The organism is Neisseria sp. HMSC068C12, assembly GCF_001814095.1.
In the GTDB taxonomy this organism is placed as follows: domain Bacteria; phylum Pseudomonadota; class Gammaproteobacteria; order Burkholderiales; family Neisseriaceae; genus Neisseria; species Neisseria perflava.
In genome coordinates, this window is the sequence record NZ_KV814829.1 from 160,552 (window position 1) to 176,750 (window position 16,199).

The window sequence follows — 16,199 nt, forward strand, 5'->3', positions numbered from 1 at the left end:
AAATAGCGTGCTTCATCGCTCGTAATTGGTATAAAATAGCCAGTTATTTCTACAACGGGCCGCCAACCAACCAGCCTATTTCAGACGGCCTCAGCATAAAACAAAGGAACAAAAATGCCTGAATACCGCTCCAAAACCTCTACCCACGGCCGCAATATGGCAGGCGCGCGCGCATTGTGGCGTGCGACCGGCGTCATGGAAACCGACTTCGGCAAACCGATTATCGCCATTGCCAACTCCTTCACCCAATTCGTCCCAGGCCATGTGCACCTGCACAATATGGGCCAACTGGTTGCCCGTGAAATCGAAAAAGCCGGCGGCATTGCCAAAGAATTCAACACCATCGCCATTGACGACGGCATCGCCATGGGCCACAGCGGCATGCTCTACTCCCTGCCCAGCCGCGACCTGATTGCCGACTCCATCGAATACATGGTCAACGCCCACTGCGCCGATGCTCTGGTCTGCATTTCCAACTGCGACAAAATCACCCCAGGCATGCTGATTGCCGCCATGCGCCTGAACATTCCGACCATCTTCGTTTCCGGCGGCCCGATGGAAGCCGGTAAAGTTATCGGCGTAGCCAATATTCAACCAGAACGCCGTTTGGACTTGATTGACGCTATGATCGAATCGGCTGACGACAATATCAGCGACAAACAAGTCGAAGAAGTCGAGCAAAACGCCTGCCCGACTTGCGGCTCCTGCTCCGGCATGTTTACCGCCAACTCCATGAACTGCCTGACCGAAGCACTCGGCCTTTCCCTGCCGGGTAACGGTTCATACTTGGCGACCCACACAGGCCGCAAAGAATTGTTCCTCGAAGCCGGCCGCATGATTGTCGAAATCACCAAACGCTACTACGAGCAAGACGACGAAACCGTATTGCCGCGCAGTATTGCCACTAAAAAAGCGTTTGAAAACGCCATGACCATGGACATCGCCATGGGCGGCTCTACCAATACCATCCTGCATTTGCTCGCCGTTGCCAACGAAGCGGGCGTGGATTTCAAAATGGCCGACATAGACCGCCTGAGCCGCGTTGTACCTTGCATCTGTAAAACCGCGCCAAACAACCACGACTACTACATGGAAGACGTGCATCGCGCCGGCGGCATTTTCGCCATCCTGAAAGAATTGGACAAAGCAGGCAAACTGCACACCGACGTGTACACCATCCACGCGCCGACCCTGAAAGACGCAATTGAAAAATGGGACGTGACCAACCCTGAAAACACCCATGCCATCGAGCGTTTCAAAGCAGCTCCCGGCGGCGTGCGCACTACTCAGGCGTTCTCGCAAAACCGTATGTGGAAAACCCTCGACCTCGACCGCGAAAAAGGCTGTATCCGCGATGTTGAACATGCCTACTCGCAAGACGGCGGTTTGGCAGTATTGTTCGGCAACATCGCCGAGCGCGGCTGCGTGGTGAAAACCGCAGGCGTGGACGAGAGCATCCTCAAATTTACCGGCCGCGCCCGCGTGTTTGAAAGCCAAGAAGACGCAGTAGAAGGTATTTTGGGCAATCAAATCGTGGCCGGCGATATCGTCATTATCCGCTACGAAGGCCCTAAAGGCGGCCCGGGTATGCAAGAAATGCTGTATCCGACTTCTTACCTGAAATCCAAAGGTTTGGGCAAAGCCTGCGCCCTGCTGACCGACGGCCGCTTCTCCGGCGGTACTTCCGGCCTGTCCATCGGTCACGCTTCGCCTGAAGCGGCAGAAGGCGGCGCAATCGGTTTGGTACACGAAGGCGACGCCATCGAAATCGATATTCCAAACCGCAGCATCCACCTTGTCATTTCCGATGAAGAGCTTGCCGCACGCCGTGCCGAAATGGAAGCACGCGGCAGCAAAGCGTGGAAACCGGAAAACCGCGACCGCTACGTCTCCGCAGCCCTGCGTGCCTACGGCGCGATGGCGACTTCCGCCGACAAAGGCGCAGTACGCGACGTATCGCAAATCGAACGTTAATTAACCTGACTTTAAGGCCGTCTGAACGCTTTCAAGTGTTTCAGACGGCCTTCATTCAAACGGACAAATATGGACAAATTCATTTTAGCGATGATCGGCATGGCCATTGCCCTGTTGATTATTATTGGCGGCGGATTTATCGCTGTCGAATATTTCAAATCCCATCCTGAAGCATTCCAAGTCAAGCCGCTATCAAAATAATCATTTAACGGCATGAGTTTCAAAGAAAAAGAGCCGTAGCTCAAGGCCGTCTGAACGCAGTACATATAATGAAACACATTCTTTACTGGCTGGGTGGTTTTGCCGTCGCCCTCGGTATATTCCAATACTACGAAACCCATCGCTATTCCGAAGACCAGCTCATCTACGCCCAACCGCCGCAAAATCGTTCTGCCGTTGCCGATTTTGACGCCTTGGCGTATTTAAACTTCCTCCGCGCCTCAGCCAATCTGCCCGCACTGGCGCACTCAGCCACACTCGAACGCGCCGCGCGTAATCATGCCCGCTATCTGCTGCAAAACCCTGACGACGGACATGACGAAAAAAATATACGCAATCCCTTTTATACAGGCCCACGCCCATCAGACCGCACGCGCAAAGCCGGTTATGCCTATAAAGGCGTGCACGAAAACGTCAGCACCGGCCAGCACCCGCCAAACGAAAAAATCAACGACCATCTGCCTGCCCAACATCAGCTGGACAATCTAATGACGGCGATTTACCACCGTCTCTCCTTACTCGATCAAAATATCGACGAGGCCGGAGCGTCGTTTGAATCACAAGGCAAACAAATCGCGTTAAGCATCAATCAAGGCGACAGCAGATTCAACAGCCTCTGCCAAAAAAACCGCCCCCTATCCGACCTCAGCCGTTCGTTTTATCAAGATGCCTGTCATGGTCATGCCATTGTTTATGCGGATGAAATTTCCAACCGCAAAACCCAGCCTTACATCACCTATCCGCAAGGCAACTTCGCTTCGCCGGTTTTCCACGGCGAACGTCCCGACCCTATGCCGCATTATGAAATGACCGGCAATCCGATCAGCATCGCCTTCTCAGAACAATCGCCTCCGGTCAAAATGCGTTCGTTCAAACTGTATCAGGACACAAAAGAAATCAGAGACGTCAAAATCTTAGATAAAGATAATGACCCGAACCGCCTCCTGACCGAACGTCAATTTGCGCTGTTTCCTTTACAACCATTGGAATACGACACCGACTACCGAGCCGTGTTCGAATACCGTCAAAACGGAAAAGACAAAACGGCCGAATGGACATTCAGCACGCAAAAACCCGATTATCCTTACTTCATCGTCAAAGGCGGTGAAACGCTGGCCATCGAATCCGGACAAAAATATTTTATCCATTGGCAGGATTTTTGGTGCTTGAAGCAATGCGAACGCTACAACTACCGCATGAACCGCGACACCCAAATCGACATTATCGAACGACAGGCCGGCGGTATTATTATCCGTGTCAACGGAAGCAAAGGCAGCAGCATCCGCTTAATGCCCGAAGGCGAAGACAGGCGCGCCATTACACTTTATTTATGGAAATAAAGCCGTTTTCAGACGGCATGAAGCACCAAAAAGCTGATAAAATACCGCCTCACCCCCCTATGGCAAGCTATCCAATATGACCAAACATCCGCAAACAGCAGCCAATACCCGCTATGCCTTTGCCAGCATTGCCGCCATGTTGGCCGCATTTTTACTGTTCGTTGCCGTGATGTTGCTGCCTTTGGGGCTGACGGCGGACACCCAAGTGAGCCTAATACGGTTTTCACTCTACGCAATCGTGCTATTTGCCGTACTTGGCGGTATTTTTTCTGTACGCGTTGCCTATTTGCGTAAAAAGAACGGAGCATGACATGACCCAAGCCGATAAAATCCCACAAGAAATCCGCCTCCAGCAAGAGCGGCGCGTACTGACTTTGGTCTATGTTGACGGTGCCAAGAGCCTTCCTGCCGAATACCTGCGCGTGTACTCGCCCAGCGCGGAAGTGCGCGGACACGGTGCCGGCCAAGATGTTTTGCAAACAGGCAAAGCCGAAGTCAGCATTACCGATTTAGACCCCGTCGGCCAATACGCCTTGAAAATTACTTTTTCAGACGGCCACGACAGCGGCCTTTACGACTGGGACTATCTCTACCGACTGGCGCACAATCAAGACGCGCTTTGGCAAGACTATCTCGACCGCCTCGAGAAAGCAGGCGCGTCTAGAACGCCAAGTGCAGAAGATTTAAAACCCAAACGCACACATTCCTGCGGTAGCGGCGGTTGCGGCGGAAAGGCCGTCTGAAAAAAGGCGAAGCCGACATTGGACGACGGCAGAATCATTGACGGCAAAGCGTTCATCTCCCCGCCCAAAAAAGGATGGGTAGTGGCCATCTTCGGCGATACCAAAGCCTGCCCGCAGGCAGTGCGCGCCGCGCAAAACGCAGATGTTTTGGTGCATGAAGCAACCTTTGCGGCAGGCGATGAAGAAACAGCGGAACGAGTATTCCATTCGACCGCATCCGATGCCGCCAAGCTGGCCTTGCAAGCCAATGTGAAAGAACTTTACCTGACCCACATCAGCGCACGTTATACCGAAGAAGAGCAATGCCTGATGCTGGAGCGGCAGCCACAAACTATATTTCCCGCGTCGAAAGTGGTTGGCGATTTCGACGTATTCAATATCTGAATCCGTATTATTTTAAGAAGGCAGACACTATGAGCGACCACAAAACCCATTTCGGCTTCTCTACCGTTGACGAAGACGAAAAAGCAGGCAAAGTTGCCGAAGTCTTCCACTCCGTGGCAAAAAACTACGACATTATGAATGACGTAATGTCCGGCGGTCTGCACCGTGTTTGGAAACATTTCACCATCAATACCGCCCGCCTGAAAAAAGGCGACAAAGTATTGGACATCGCCGGCGGTACTGGCGATTTGTCCCGAGGCTGGGCGAAACGTGTGGGCAAAGAAGGCGAAGTTTGGCTGACAGACATCAACTCCTCCATGCTGACGGTCGGCCGCGACCGCCTGCTCAACGAAGGCATGATTCTGCCCGTATCGTTGGCAGACGCTGAAAAATTGCCGTTTCCCGACAACTATTTCAATCTGGTTTCCGTCGCATTCGGCCTGCGCAACATGACGCACAAAGATGCCGCGCTGAAAGAAATGTACCGCGTATTGAAACCGGGCGGCACCCTGCTGGTGTTGGAATTCTCCAAAGTGTACAAACCTTTGGAAGGCGTGTACGACCTCTACTCTTTCAAACTGTTGCCGATTATGGGCAAACTGATTGCCAAAGATGCCGACAGCTACCAATACCTCGCCGAGTCCATCCGTATGCACCCCGACCAAGAAACCTTGAAGCAAATGATGCTGGATGCAGGCTTCGACAGCGTGGATTACCACAACATGAGCGCAGGCATCGTTGCCCTGCATAAAGGCGTGAAATTCTAAGGCCGTCTGAAACAAACACAAAGGGCGTGATTGATAGACACGCCCTTTGTTTTTAAACCTTACCCAAGCCAATCTGACACAAAACAAAGGCCGTCTGAACAGCCGTAAAATGAAATTAAGGATTTCGGTTACACCATTCAGACGGCCTTAATACGTTTAAATCAGCTTATGTCCCTGCTTTCACGCTTTGCCATTGGCGGACCATAAATTTCAACGCCGCCGGTTGGATAGGTACCATGATAAAGCTGTTTTTCAAATCTTCATCAGTCGGGAAAATCGTATTGTCGTTTCTAAACTCTTCATCCATCAGCTCTTGAGCCGGTTTGCTGGACGGCGCATAAGTAACAAAATTGCCGTTTTTCGCCGCAACTTCAGGATCTAAGAAATCATTGATATATGCATGGGCATTGGCCACATGTTTGGCATCTTTCGGAATCACAAACGAATCCACCCAAATCCCCACGCCTTCTTTCGGCATCATCACACGGATTTTTTCCTTGCCGCCTGCTTCTTCCGCACGGCGTTTGGCAATGTTCAAATCACCGCCAAAACCAATCGTTACACAAGTATCGCCGCGTGCCAAATCATCGATAAAACCGGACGAGGTAAACCGCTTGATGTACGGACGGTTTTTCTTCAAGACTTCCGTAGCCGCCTTAATATCAGCCGTTTCGCTGCTGTTTGGATTTTTACCCATATAGTTCAACACCATAGGATAAATTTCCGCCGCGCTGTCCAAATAGCTGATGCCGCATTGCTTGAGTTTGGACGTGTATTCGGGGTTAAACACCAAATCCCATTGATTGTCCGGCAGCTGATCCGTGCCCAAAGCCTTTTTCACACGCTCGGTATTGATAGCGAAGGTGTTAGTACCCCAATAAAACGGAACGGCATATTCATGCCCCGGATCGACACCTTCCATCAGCTTCATCAGTTGTGGATTCAAGTTTTTATAGTTGGGAATAAGGGATTTGTCGATTTTTTGATACGCACCTGCCTTAATCTGCCTACCGACAAACGCATTGGAAGGACCCACGATGTCGTAACCCGACTTGCCGGTCAATACCTTGCTTTCCAGCGTTTCATCGCTGTCATATACATCGTAAGTTACTGCGATACCGTGTTTTTTCTCAAACGCGGCAACCGTCTCGGGATCGACATATTCCGACCAGTTGTAAATGCTCAATACCTTTTGATTATCGGTTTGAGCCGCCTTGTCGGCAGAAGTTTTGTCCGAGCCGCCGCAGCCGGCCAGCGCCAGCGCAGTCAGTACGATGAGGGGCAGATGTTTGGTCATTATCATTCCTTGCGTATCCGGTTGAAAATAGAGAGGCATTATAAAGCAGGCAAGCCCGAGCGGATAGGCTTCATTGTTAAAAGATATCGTCCCGCTTAAGGCCGTCTGAAAGATAGGTTGCAGCCAACTTAAAACCTTTCTGCCGATAGCTTGAAATATGGTTTTGCGGTAAGATAACGCCCATTCGTTTTTAATCGCAACGCGCCGTCCGGGCCGTCTGAAATCCTTGTAAAAAATTTATCGAGACATTATGAAAACCACCGAACTACGCCAAAAATTCCTAAAATTTTTCGAATCTAAAGGCCACACCATCGTCCGCTCCTCCTCGCTCGTGCCACACGACGACCCGACCCTGCTGTTTACCAACGCAGGCATGAACCAATTTAAAGACGTATTCCTCGGCTTTGACAAACGCCCCTACAACCGCGCCACTACCGCGCAAAAATGCGTACGCGCAGGCGGCAAACACAACGACTTGGAAAACGTCGGCTACACCGCCCGCCACCACACCTTCTTTGAAATGATGGGTAACTTCTCCTTCGGCGACTACTTCAAACGCGACGCGATCCACTTCGCTTGGGAATTCCTGACCTCCCCTGAATGGTTGAACATCCCTAAAGACAAACTCTTGGCGACTGTTTACGCAGAAGACGACGAAGCCTACAACATCTGGTTGAACGAAATCGGTATGCCTGCCGAACGCATCGTCCGCATCGGCGACAACAAAGGCGCAAAATACGCATCCGACAACTTCTGGCAAATGGGCGACACCGGCCCTTGCGGCCCCTGCTCCGAAATTTTCTACGACCACGGCGAAGAAATCTGGGGCGGCATTCCGGGCAGCCCTGAAGAAGACGGCGACCGCTGGATTGAAATTTGGAACTGCGTATTCATGCAGTTCAACCGCGACGAGCAAGGCAATATGAACCCGCTGCCTAAGCCGTCCGTCGATACCGGCATGGGCTTGGAGCGCATGGCGGCCGTCATGCAGCATGTTCACAGCAACTACGAAATCGACCTGTTCCAAGACCTGCTCAAAGCCGTTGCCCGCGAAACCGGCGCAGCTTTCAGCATGGAAGAACCAAGCCTGAAAGTCATCGCCGACCACATCCGCTCCTGCTCGTTCCTGATTGCAGACGGCGTATTGCCTTCCAACGAAGGCCGCGGCTACGTATTGCGCCGCATTATCCGCCGCGCCGTACGTCATGGCTACAAATTGGGTCAAAGCAAACCATTCTTCCACAAACTGGTGGCTGATTTGGTCAAAGAGATGGGCGATGCCTACCCTGAATTGAAAGAAAAACAAGCCCAAATCGAAGAAGCGTTGAAAAACGAAGAAAGCCGTTTCGGTGAAACACTAGAAAAAGGTATGGGCTTGTTCAATAAAGCAATTAACCAATTGTATTTATCAAGTAATTGGAATAGTTTGTCGAAAAGGGCTAAAGCTGTTTCGATAAATGATGTTGATAGTGCTATTTTAAATAATTGGAAGATTGAATATGGTATTGATATCCCTATTGTTAAGTATTCAATTGAAGAATACCCTTTAACCATTGACCAAAATAATGAAATTGGTAAATGTTTTAGAGCTGTACCTATTGATAATGGAAATATTATTGTAGTTTTTAATGACAGCTCATTATTATTATCAAGTGATAACTGGGACAGTAATACTGCTAAAAAATATGTAGTAGCCCTTCAAAAATATTTTACTAAAGAGTTGGAATCTTCCTCTTCTGTTTTAAATGGCGAAATCATCTTCAAACTCTACGATACCTACGGTTTCCCATACGACTTGACTGCCGACATCTGCCGCGAACGCAATATCGAACTGGACGAAGCAGGCTTCGAGCGCGAGATGGAAGCCCAACGCGCACGCGCACGCGCCGCACAAAGTTTCAAAGCCAACGCCCAACTGCCTTACGAAGGTCAGGACACCGAGTTTAAAGGTTATAGCGAACGCCAAACCGAATCCAAAGTCCTCGCCCTCTACAAAAACGGAGAGCAAGTCAACGAATTGAACGAAGGCGACGAAGGTGCCGTCGTTATCGACTTTACCCCGTTCTATGCAGAATCCGGCGGTCAAGTCGGCGACGTCGGCTATATCTTCGCAGGCGAAAACCGCTTCGAAGTACGCGACACCCAAAAAATCAAAGCGGCCGTATTCGGCCAATTCGGCGTACAAACTTCAGGCCGTCTGAAAGTCGGCGACAGCGTTACCGCCAAAGTGGATGACGAAATCCGCAATGCCAATATGCGCAACCACAGCGCCACCCACTTGATGCACAAAGCCCTGCGCGATGTATTGGGCGAACACGTTGAACAAAAAGGCTCTTTGGTTACCGCCGAATCCACCCGTTTCGACATTTCCCATCCTCAAGCGGTAACTGCCGAAGAAATCGCCGAAGTAGAACGCCGCGTCAACGAAGCCATTTTGGCCAACGTTGCCGTCAACGCAGCCATTATGAGCATGGAAGACGCCCAAAAAACTGGCGCCATGATGCTCTTCGGCGAAAAATACGGCGACGAAGTGCGCGTGCTGCAAATGGGCGGTTTCTCTACCGAATTGTGTGGCGGCACGCATGTTTCACGCACCGGCGACATCGGCCTCTTCAAAATCATTAGCGAAGGCGGTATTGCCGCAGGCGTGCGCCGTATCGAAGCCATCACTGGCCTGAACGCACTCAAATGGGCGCAAGATCAAGAGCGTTTGGTTAAAGACATTATTGCCGAAACCAAAGCCCAAACCGAAAAAGACGTACTGGCGAAAATCCAAGCAGGCGCAGCACACGCCAAAGCATTGGAAAAAGAATTGGCACGCGCCAAAGCCGAACTCGCCGTCCACGCAGGCGCCAAACTCTTGGACGATGCAAAAGACCTGGGCTCAGCCAAACTCGTTGCCGCCCAAATCGAAGCCGATGCCGCAGCCCTGCGCGAAATCGTGACCGATTTAACCGGCAAATCCGACAACGCCGTGATTCTTTTAGCGGCAGTAAACGACGGCAAAGTCTCCCTGTGCGCCGGCGTATCGAAACCGCTGACTGCCAAAGTCAAAGCAGGCGATCTGGTTAAATTTGCAGCCGAACAAGTCGGCGGCAAAGGCGGCGGCCGTCCTGACTTGGCGCAGGCAGGCGGTACGGATGCTGCGAAACTGCCTGAAATGCTGGGAAGCGTGGAAGGTTGGGTGAACAGTAAACTTGTTTTTGACAATGAGTGATATGTAGATAAAGGAGGTCGTCTAAAAAACTCTCACACGACCTCCTTTTAAAAATCTAATTTCATTTAAGTTTTAGTGAAAAACATTAGAAAACTAGATGGGCAAATTATTCTATATTTGGTTTTAAGTTAAACAATAATCTCAGCAAAGGATATTATTATGGCATATAATACTGAATCAACAAAGAAAAAAATTATATCATATTTAAATAAGAACTCTTTAAAATATAAATACGATGAAGAAGTTAATGGTTTTTTATTAGGTTTTTCCATCGAAGAACAGCAGGATATGAGATTCATGCAAGTAATCTCTATTCAAGAAGGTGGTGATTTTATACAATTTTTTTCTGTTTTAAAGTTAAATCCAATTTGTAATGACATTCAAGAAACCTTGCTTAAGGAAAATTTAACAAAAAAGTTAATTAAATGGACTATACTTCAAGAAGAAAAGACTGCTATTTGCTTTGTTGATATATTTATTGATGAAGAAGAAGAGATTTCACATAGAAAAATTGAGCGCGCACTGGCAGCCATACAGGAAAGTATTGCTTCCTTAAAAAATGAATTTTTATCTGAATAATGGTACTCAATAATGTCTAATGAAAATAAAACTGAATCTATACCTAAAAATAATAAAATTTGGAATGTTGTTTGGAATATTTCTTGGATGACGATCATATTTTTATTATGCATAAGTCCAATAATTTTTATATACTTCAACAATACACAAAGCAATAAAAATTATCTAGAGGAAATTTCATCCAAGAATATGATATATACTTGTAAGAGTAAAAGTGAATGTCAAGTTATACAACAAAAAATCCAGCAAATTAGGTATGAAATTCAAAAGGAATATATAGAAAATATACAAATAAAAATAGATAACCAAGATAAAATAATTAACTCCCTAACATTTTCAGTTTCTTTATACGCAGTATTAATAACTGTAATTTCTATATTTTTCTCATTGAGAGAGTCACAAAGAATTGATAAAGCATTAGATGAAATTGATGAATTTAAAGAAAAATCAACTGAAATAATTAATGAAGCATTAGATGAAATTGATGAACTTAAAGAAAAATTAACTGAAAAACTCAGTAACGATTTTAAACAAAAACTTGAAGAATTAAAAAATGATTTTGAAGGTAAATATAATAATTTAGTAAGAACTATAAATCTACCTAACAGAAATAATGAAGAATTGACTAAGAATCTTGCCGTTAGAAATACAGATAAAAGTATCGACATTGACAATAATGTATTACAAAATGAAACAAATGAAAATAGTACAAATAAAAATGAATTGAATTTTAAAGCTATCAACAAGCATAGCAAGTTGTAGCTTTGCATTTCCACTAATCGCGTGCGTTGCCATGTCACATACCCTACCTGCTAGCGACGCAAACCTTAAGATTGAGGTGTAGGGTGTGTGTGGTACGCACGCACGCGGTTTTTGTTGCTACCGAATGATTTCAAACCATGCCGTAATTCAGTCGGCAGCAAACGCAGCTTGGGTCATGTACCCAACGGAACTGAATATCAAAGGCCGTCTGAAAAATAATTTTCAGACGGCCCCTCTCTATCGAAAGCAGCCTGCACTTTCAAAAATCGAAATGCAGGCTGCTTTTTGTGATGATTAGAAAAAACGCACACTATTTTTATACTGTATATTGTGCAGGTACACGGCGAAACAAACTACCCAAAGGAATCCCCATGTTTAAGACGCTCAAAAGCATTTGGCAGGGACTTACGCAAAAAGGCAAAATCTTCCCGCATCAGCTTGCATTCACGCTACTAATTCCTTTGCGCAACTGGGCGCTTTCGCCGCAACAAATCGTGTAACGGCTGTACCTTGCGCCGCACCACCGCATTTTGGAAGTGGGCTGCGGGGCGGGTTATTTCAGCCCGACACTGGCGCAGCAAGCTGTAGCCCGCACCCCTGTCAACCGCGTGCGTGGCTAGACCACACACCCTACCACTGCGGGCGACGCAAACCTTAAGATTGAGGTGTAGGGTGTGTGTGGTACGCACGCACGCGGTTTTTGTTGCTACCGAATGATTTCAAATCATGCCGTAATCCAGTCGGCAGCAAACGCAGCTTGGGTCATGACCCAACAAAACTTAATATCAAAGGCCGTCTGAAAAATAATTTTCAGACGGCCTTTCTGTTTTCATTTCAAGCTGATTAATCCTTAAATTTAAGCTTTTTATTCAATCATCTAACATCAATCTTTCTCAACCGTAAAAAACAGTGCTTCCTGTTTCAAAGCATTACCGTCTGCATCGGTCAATGCTGCTTCTGCTGCGGAAAACTTGATAACGGCGAGGCTGAGGCTGCCTTGTTCAGTCAGTGCCGCATTGAGGATAACGCCTGCTTCTTCCTCGCCGATTTTGACGGCAATACCGGCAGCTTCCAAAGAATCGCCGCTTAATACGGCCAGGCCGCGTTTGACTTGGCCTCGGTATTGGGCGCGGGCGATGATTTCTTGGCCGGGGTAGCAGCCTTTACGGAAATGGACGGCGCCGATGATGTGTTGGTTGAGCATTTGGGCAACGGCCGCTTCTTTGGTTGCGGCGCAAATCCACGGATAGCCGCTGCGTATTTCGTGCAGGTTCCATGCGTTTTCGGCTTCTGCTTGATATTCTGCTGCGTTTTCGGCTGCTGAAATTTTCAGACGGCCTGTGTGCGGCAAGGCGATTTCTACGGTGTTTGCTTGAATTTGGGCCGGGAAAGACAGTTGCGGTTCGGCAGCAGGATGTGGTGCTGCATTGTCTGCCAACTCGCCGCTGACTGCTAAATCAGGCATCAACTCGAAGACGACTTTTGCACGCAAAACAAACATTCTCAGGCGTTTGACGATGGCTTCGGTCAAATCTTGCGCCATGACCAACAGTAAATCTTCTCCGCGATTGACGACCAGCATATTCGCCAACACACGGCCCTTAGGCGTATTGTATGTGGCGTAACATGCCTGACCGGAAGCTAAATTATTAATATCGTTGGATAATTGGCCATGAAGAAATGAAGCTCTGTCTTCACCGCTGACACGGACAACGCCGAAAAAAGGCAGGCGGGTTTGCATAATCGACTCCTTAAATAGTAGATGCTGAATTATCGCCCAAATTGCCGCTTATTATCAAATAAATAAATTCAGGCCGTCTGAATGTTTCAGACGGCCTGTTGTTTGGATTCAAACAATCAAAATTATTTGATGCTGACTTTGCGGATAATCACGGCTTCGGTCGGTACATCTTGATGGAAACCGCGTGTCGCTGTTTTCACTTTGCTGATTTTACGGACAACGTCCATGCCGGAAGTAACTTTACCGAAAACGGCATAGCCGTAGCCTTGAGGGGTTTTGCTTTTGAAATTCAAAAAATCGTTGTCGGCCGTATTGATAAAGAACTGGCTGGTTGCGGAATTCGGATCGCCGGTGCGCGCCATGGCGATGGTGCCGACGTTATTTTTCAAGCCGTTGTCTGCTTCGTTGTTGATGGCTTTATCGGTGGATTTTTGAACCATTTTCTCGGTAAATCCGCCGCCTTGTATCATAAAATTGTCGATAACGCGGTGGAAAATCGTGTTGTCGTAAAAACCTTTTTTGGCATAATTGACAAAGTTTGCCACGGTTTTCGGCGCTTTGACTTCATCCAATTCCAGTTGGATGTTGCCCATATTGGTTTCAATCACGGCATGGGTAACCGCTTGCGCTTGCACGGAAAGTGAGAGTGCGAGGGCGCACAGGGTCAGTTTGATGGATTTTTTCATATGTTTTCTCGAATAATGTATTGTGAAAATGGAATATTAACCTTGTTTCGCGTGAAATCCATAAAAAACATGTAAGATTTTTCAAGCAAAAAACATAAGGCAATCAAATCAGGCCGTCTGAAAAGGGATAAAAAACAAATTTTTGCTTTTTATCATTCCCTTTCAGACGGCCTGCTATTACGGTCAAACCGAAATCAGATTAGAAATCCAATTCCGCTTTCAGCCAATAAGTACGCGGCATACCGACAACGGCGAAGCTGCGGTCGTATTGGCCGCGTTGTACCTGCCAGTAGTTTTTGTTGAACAGGTTTTCTACCGAGCTGCTGACGGTTAAAGTATTTTTGCCGAGCTTGGTTTTGTAGCGCGCGCCTACGTCAACCAAGGTATAGGACGGGAAGGCGTATTGTTTTTGCGTGTCTTGGTAAGACTTACCAAAATACGAAACATTGCTGCTCAAGGTCAAGCCTTTGGTAAACGGGGTATCCCATTCCAAACCTGCTTTGGCAATTACGCGCGGATTGGCAACTTGTACGCCGTTAACCAGCATATCACGTGAATTTGGGTAGTCTTTCACGGTCGATTGCAGATACATCAGGCCCAAAGTCGGACGCAAAGTATTGTTGAGCAAGTTCGCGTAGGTATTGAACTCAATACCGCGGCTGCGTTCCATGCCTTGTTTGTCGCCTGCCGCGCCGCCCAAAGCTTTATACGCGGCAAAGTCTGTTTTGCCGGTGGTAGAACCGCGCCAGTAGCCCGGACGTTTGATTTGGAACGCGTTTAACGTGGTCACGAAATTGCCCCAGTTTTTACGCACACCCACTTCAAACTGACGGCTGACACGCGGTTTAGACATGGTGGTATTACCGTCATCGTCGGTTTTGATATCCGCAGGCTCCAAGTCTTCCATGTAGTTGCCGTAAACGACCAAATCAGGTTGCGGCACCCACGCGGCCATAAACATAGGACTGAAGCGTTTGGCATCGCCGCTTTGGCCTGCTTTTTTATCGGTATATTCAACCGCTTGGAAACGACCGCCCAAAGTCAGACGGTATTTGTTGTCGGCAAAGCCCAGTGTATCAGACAAGGCTAAGCTGTTGACTTTGATATTGGCATCAAGATTGGCAGAGCTTTCCCAATCGGTTGCATAGTCCGGTTGGAAAGAATCAAGTTGCTCAGCAATATCGCCGCTTGCAGAAATTTTCGCGCTGCTGCTGCCTGCTGACAAACCGCGCGTAGTGGCGCGTTGACGGATAACACGGTCAAAAGCCGTACTCCAGTTATGCGTAACCGGACCGGTTTCAAATTCGCCTCGCGCAGACAGGTTCATGCTTAAAGTGCGGAAGTATTGGTCGGTCAGACGGGCCGTACCGGTGTTGTAGTCATAGTTGCGGGCCGTTACTTTGCCGCTGGCGTTTGTGTTTTGCGCATCGGTACAAGTACTGGTGGCATTCAAACATACAGTAGGGGAAATCAGCGTACCGTAATAACGCGCTTTGTTGTAGCCGATACCGCCTGTAATCTGTGCATTGTCGAACGCATCCCATTCAAACGTCAGCATATTGGTTTGGCCGACGGTGTTTTGCCAGTTCCAAGAAGGCAGCAGGTTGGTTTTACCGTCAGGTGCATCAAACAGACGGCCTTGCAGGTTTTGAATGTCCTGCATACGCGCGCGGCCGCCGTTGGTTTTGCGTTTCGCGTAGATGGAGTCGAACGCCACGCGCACTTTTTCGCCGCGGTAGTCGGCATTTAAAGCAAATTCTTTGTTGTCTTCGCTGTAACCGTGGCGCGGGGTGTCGCCGTGGCGCAGTTTGCCGTTGGCGCGTACGCCGAATTCTTTGTTTTCGCCGAAGCGTTGGCCCAAGTCGAACGTACCTTGGGCGCGGTTGTTGCTGAACCAGCCCAAACCGATTTTGCGGTTGCCTTCGTCGGCGGCTTTTTTGGTTTCGATATTGACGGAACCGGATACCGCGCCTTCAGGGTCCATGCCGTTTACGGCGGTGGACGCGCCTTTAATCAGTTGTGCGGAGCCGGCTTGCACGCTGGCCGTACCTTGTGTGCCATACATACCGGCCAAGCCGTTGACGCTGAATTGGCGCGAGTCAAGCTGATAACCGCGGAAATACAGGCCGGTCAAGGTATTACTTTCGCCGCCAAACTGCCAAACGGAAGCGTCTTTTTTCGCTACGGCATCTACCAAAGTACGCGCTTCGGTATTATTGAGGGCTTTTTCGTCGTAATTGACCACGGTAATCGGTGCGGTAAAGGCATTGGCTTTACCCAATACACCCAAATTCACACGGTCGCGCATATCGCCGTCACTGGCAATAGAATACGAGCGTGCGGCCTTCACGCGTTTGGCGTTGGCGTGGACTTTGACTTCCTGCACTTCTGCATGGGCTTCGGGAGCAGGAGTGGCTTCATCGGCGGCGTAGGCGAATGCGCTTGCAACCACAAGCGGCATTAAGGCTAATTTGCTTTTCATAAATTCCT

Annotated in this window: 14 protein-coding genes and 1 pseudogene; 11 read left to right on the forward strand and 4 right to left on the reverse strand. The window is 48.5% G+C overall.

Annotated elements, in window-relative coordinates; translation table 11 throughout:
* The first annotated feature begins 114 nt into the window (after positions 1-114).
* The 7 genes from ilvD to ubiE all read left to right on the forward strand — a co-directional run bounded on the left by ilvD (position 115) and on the right by ubiE (position 5,427).
* Positions 115-1,974, forward strand: a complete 1,860-nt coding sequence (gene ilvD / locus HMPREF2952_RS10385; protein ID WP_070695653.1) for a dihydroxy-acid dehydratase — start codon at positions 115-117, stop codon at positions 1,972-1,974.
* A gap of 69 nt (positions 1,975-2,043) precedes the next feature.
* A complete protein-coding gene (locus HMPREF2952_RS11570) occupies positions 2,044-2,175 on the forward strand; it encodes a hypothetical protein (protein WP_256388404.1) in 132 nt (43 codons plus the stop codon).
* 68 nt (positions 2,176-2,243) lie between these two features.
* The gene (locus tag HMPREF2952_RS10390) at positions 2,244-3,533 is read left to right on the forward strand and encodes a CAP domain-containing protein (RefSeq protein WP_004519942.1); all 1,290 of its coding nucleotides are present in this window, start codon (positions 2,244-2,246) and stop codon (positions 3,531-3,533) included.
* Positions 3,534-3,609: 76 nt separating this feature from the next.
* On the forward strand, positions 3,610-3,843 hold the full coding sequence (locus tag HMPREF2952_RS10395) for a hypothetical protein (protein WP_003679719.1): 234 nt from the start codon (positions 3,610-3,612) through the stop codon (positions 3,841-3,843).
* 1 nt (position 3,844) lies between these two features.
* Positions 3,845-4,276 carry a gamma-butyrobetaine hydroxylase family protein gene (locus tag HMPREF2952_RS10400; protein WP_049344227.1) on the forward strand — a complete coding sequence of 144 codons (432 nt, stop codon included), beginning with the start codon at positions 3,845-3,847 and terminating at the stop codon, positions 4,274-4,276.
* Between the two features lie 18 nt (positions 4,277-4,294).
* Entirely contained in the window at positions 4,295-4,660 is a 366-nt protein-coding gene (locus HMPREF2952_RS10405) for an MBL fold metallo-hydrolase (protein WP_224783360.1), read from the forward strand.
* Between the two features lie 29 nt (positions 4,661-4,689).
* The gene (gene ubiE, locus HMPREF2952_RS10410) at positions 4,690-5,427 is read left to right on the forward strand and encodes a bifunctional demethylmenaquinone methyltransferase/2-methoxy-6-polyprenyl-1,4-benzoquinol methylase UbiE (protein WP_004519946.1); all 738 of its coding nucleotides are present in this window, start codon (positions 4,690-4,692) and stop codon (positions 5,425-5,427) included.
* A 166-nt stretch (positions 5,428-5,593) separates the two neighbouring features.
* Here the strand turns inward: ubiE and HMPREF2952_RS10415 are convergent, their stop codons facing one another.
* Positions 5,594-6,724: a polyamine ABC transporter substrate-binding protein gene (locus HMPREF2952_RS10415; RefSeq protein WP_003685623.1), complete on the reverse strand. Its 1,131-nt coding sequence runs from the start codon at positions 6,722-6,724 to the stop codon at positions 5,594-5,596.
* A gap of 250 nt (positions 6,725-6,974) precedes the next feature.
* On the opposite strand from HMPREF2952_RS10415, the gene alaS reads away from it, so the two are divergent.
* The 4 genes and pseudogenes from alaS to HMPREF2952_RS11610 form a co-directional block, all read left to right on the forward strand.
* Entirely contained in the window at positions 6,975-9,941 is a 2,967-nt protein-coding gene (gene alaS, locus HMPREF2952_RS10420) for an alanine--tRNA ligase (RefSeq protein ID WP_070695654.1), read from the forward strand.
* Between the two features lie 159 nt (positions 9,942-10,100).
* Positions 10,101-10,520, forward strand: coding sequence for a hypothetical protein (locus HMPREF2952_RS10425; RefSeq protein WP_070695655.1), 420 nt, complete (start codon positions 10,101-10,103; stop codon positions 10,518-10,520).
* Between the two features lie 12 nt (positions 10,521-10,532).
* Positions 10,533-11,282: a YtxH domain-containing protein gene (locus HMPREF2952_RS10430; protein WP_070695656.1), complete on the forward strand. Its 750-nt coding sequence runs from the start codon at positions 10,533-10,535 to the stop codon at positions 11,280-11,282.
* Between the two features lie 371 nt (positions 11,283-11,653).
* Positions 11,654-11,860: pseudogene (locus HMPREF2952_RS11610) on the forward strand (methyltransferase type 11); the annotation flags it as partial.
* 305 nt (positions 11,861-12,165) lie between these two features.
* Here HMPREF2952_RS11610 and HMPREF2952_RS10440 read toward each other — a convergent pair.
* From HMPREF2952_RS10440 to HMPREF2952_RS10450, 3 genes are all read right to left on the reverse strand, one after another.
* Positions 12,166-13,023, reverse strand: a complete 858-nt coding sequence (locus HMPREF2952_RS10440; RefSeq protein ID WP_070695657.1) for a CAF17-like 4Fe-4S cluster assembly/insertion protein YgfZ — start codon at positions 13,021-13,023, stop codon at positions 12,166-12,168.
* Between the two features lie 122 nt (positions 13,024-13,145).
* Positions 13,146-13,709, reverse strand: coding sequence for a peptidylprolyl isomerase (locus tag HMPREF2952_RS10445; protein WP_004519955.1), 564 nt, complete (start codon positions 13,707-13,709; stop codon positions 13,146-13,148).
* A gap of 199 nt (positions 13,710-13,908) precedes the next feature.
* A complete protein-coding gene (locus tag HMPREF2952_RS10450) occupies positions 13,909-16,191 on the reverse strand; it encodes a TonB-dependent receptor (RefSeq protein ID WP_070695658.1) in 2,283 nt (760 codons plus the stop codon).
* Positions 16,192-16,199 lie beyond the last annotated feature (8 nt).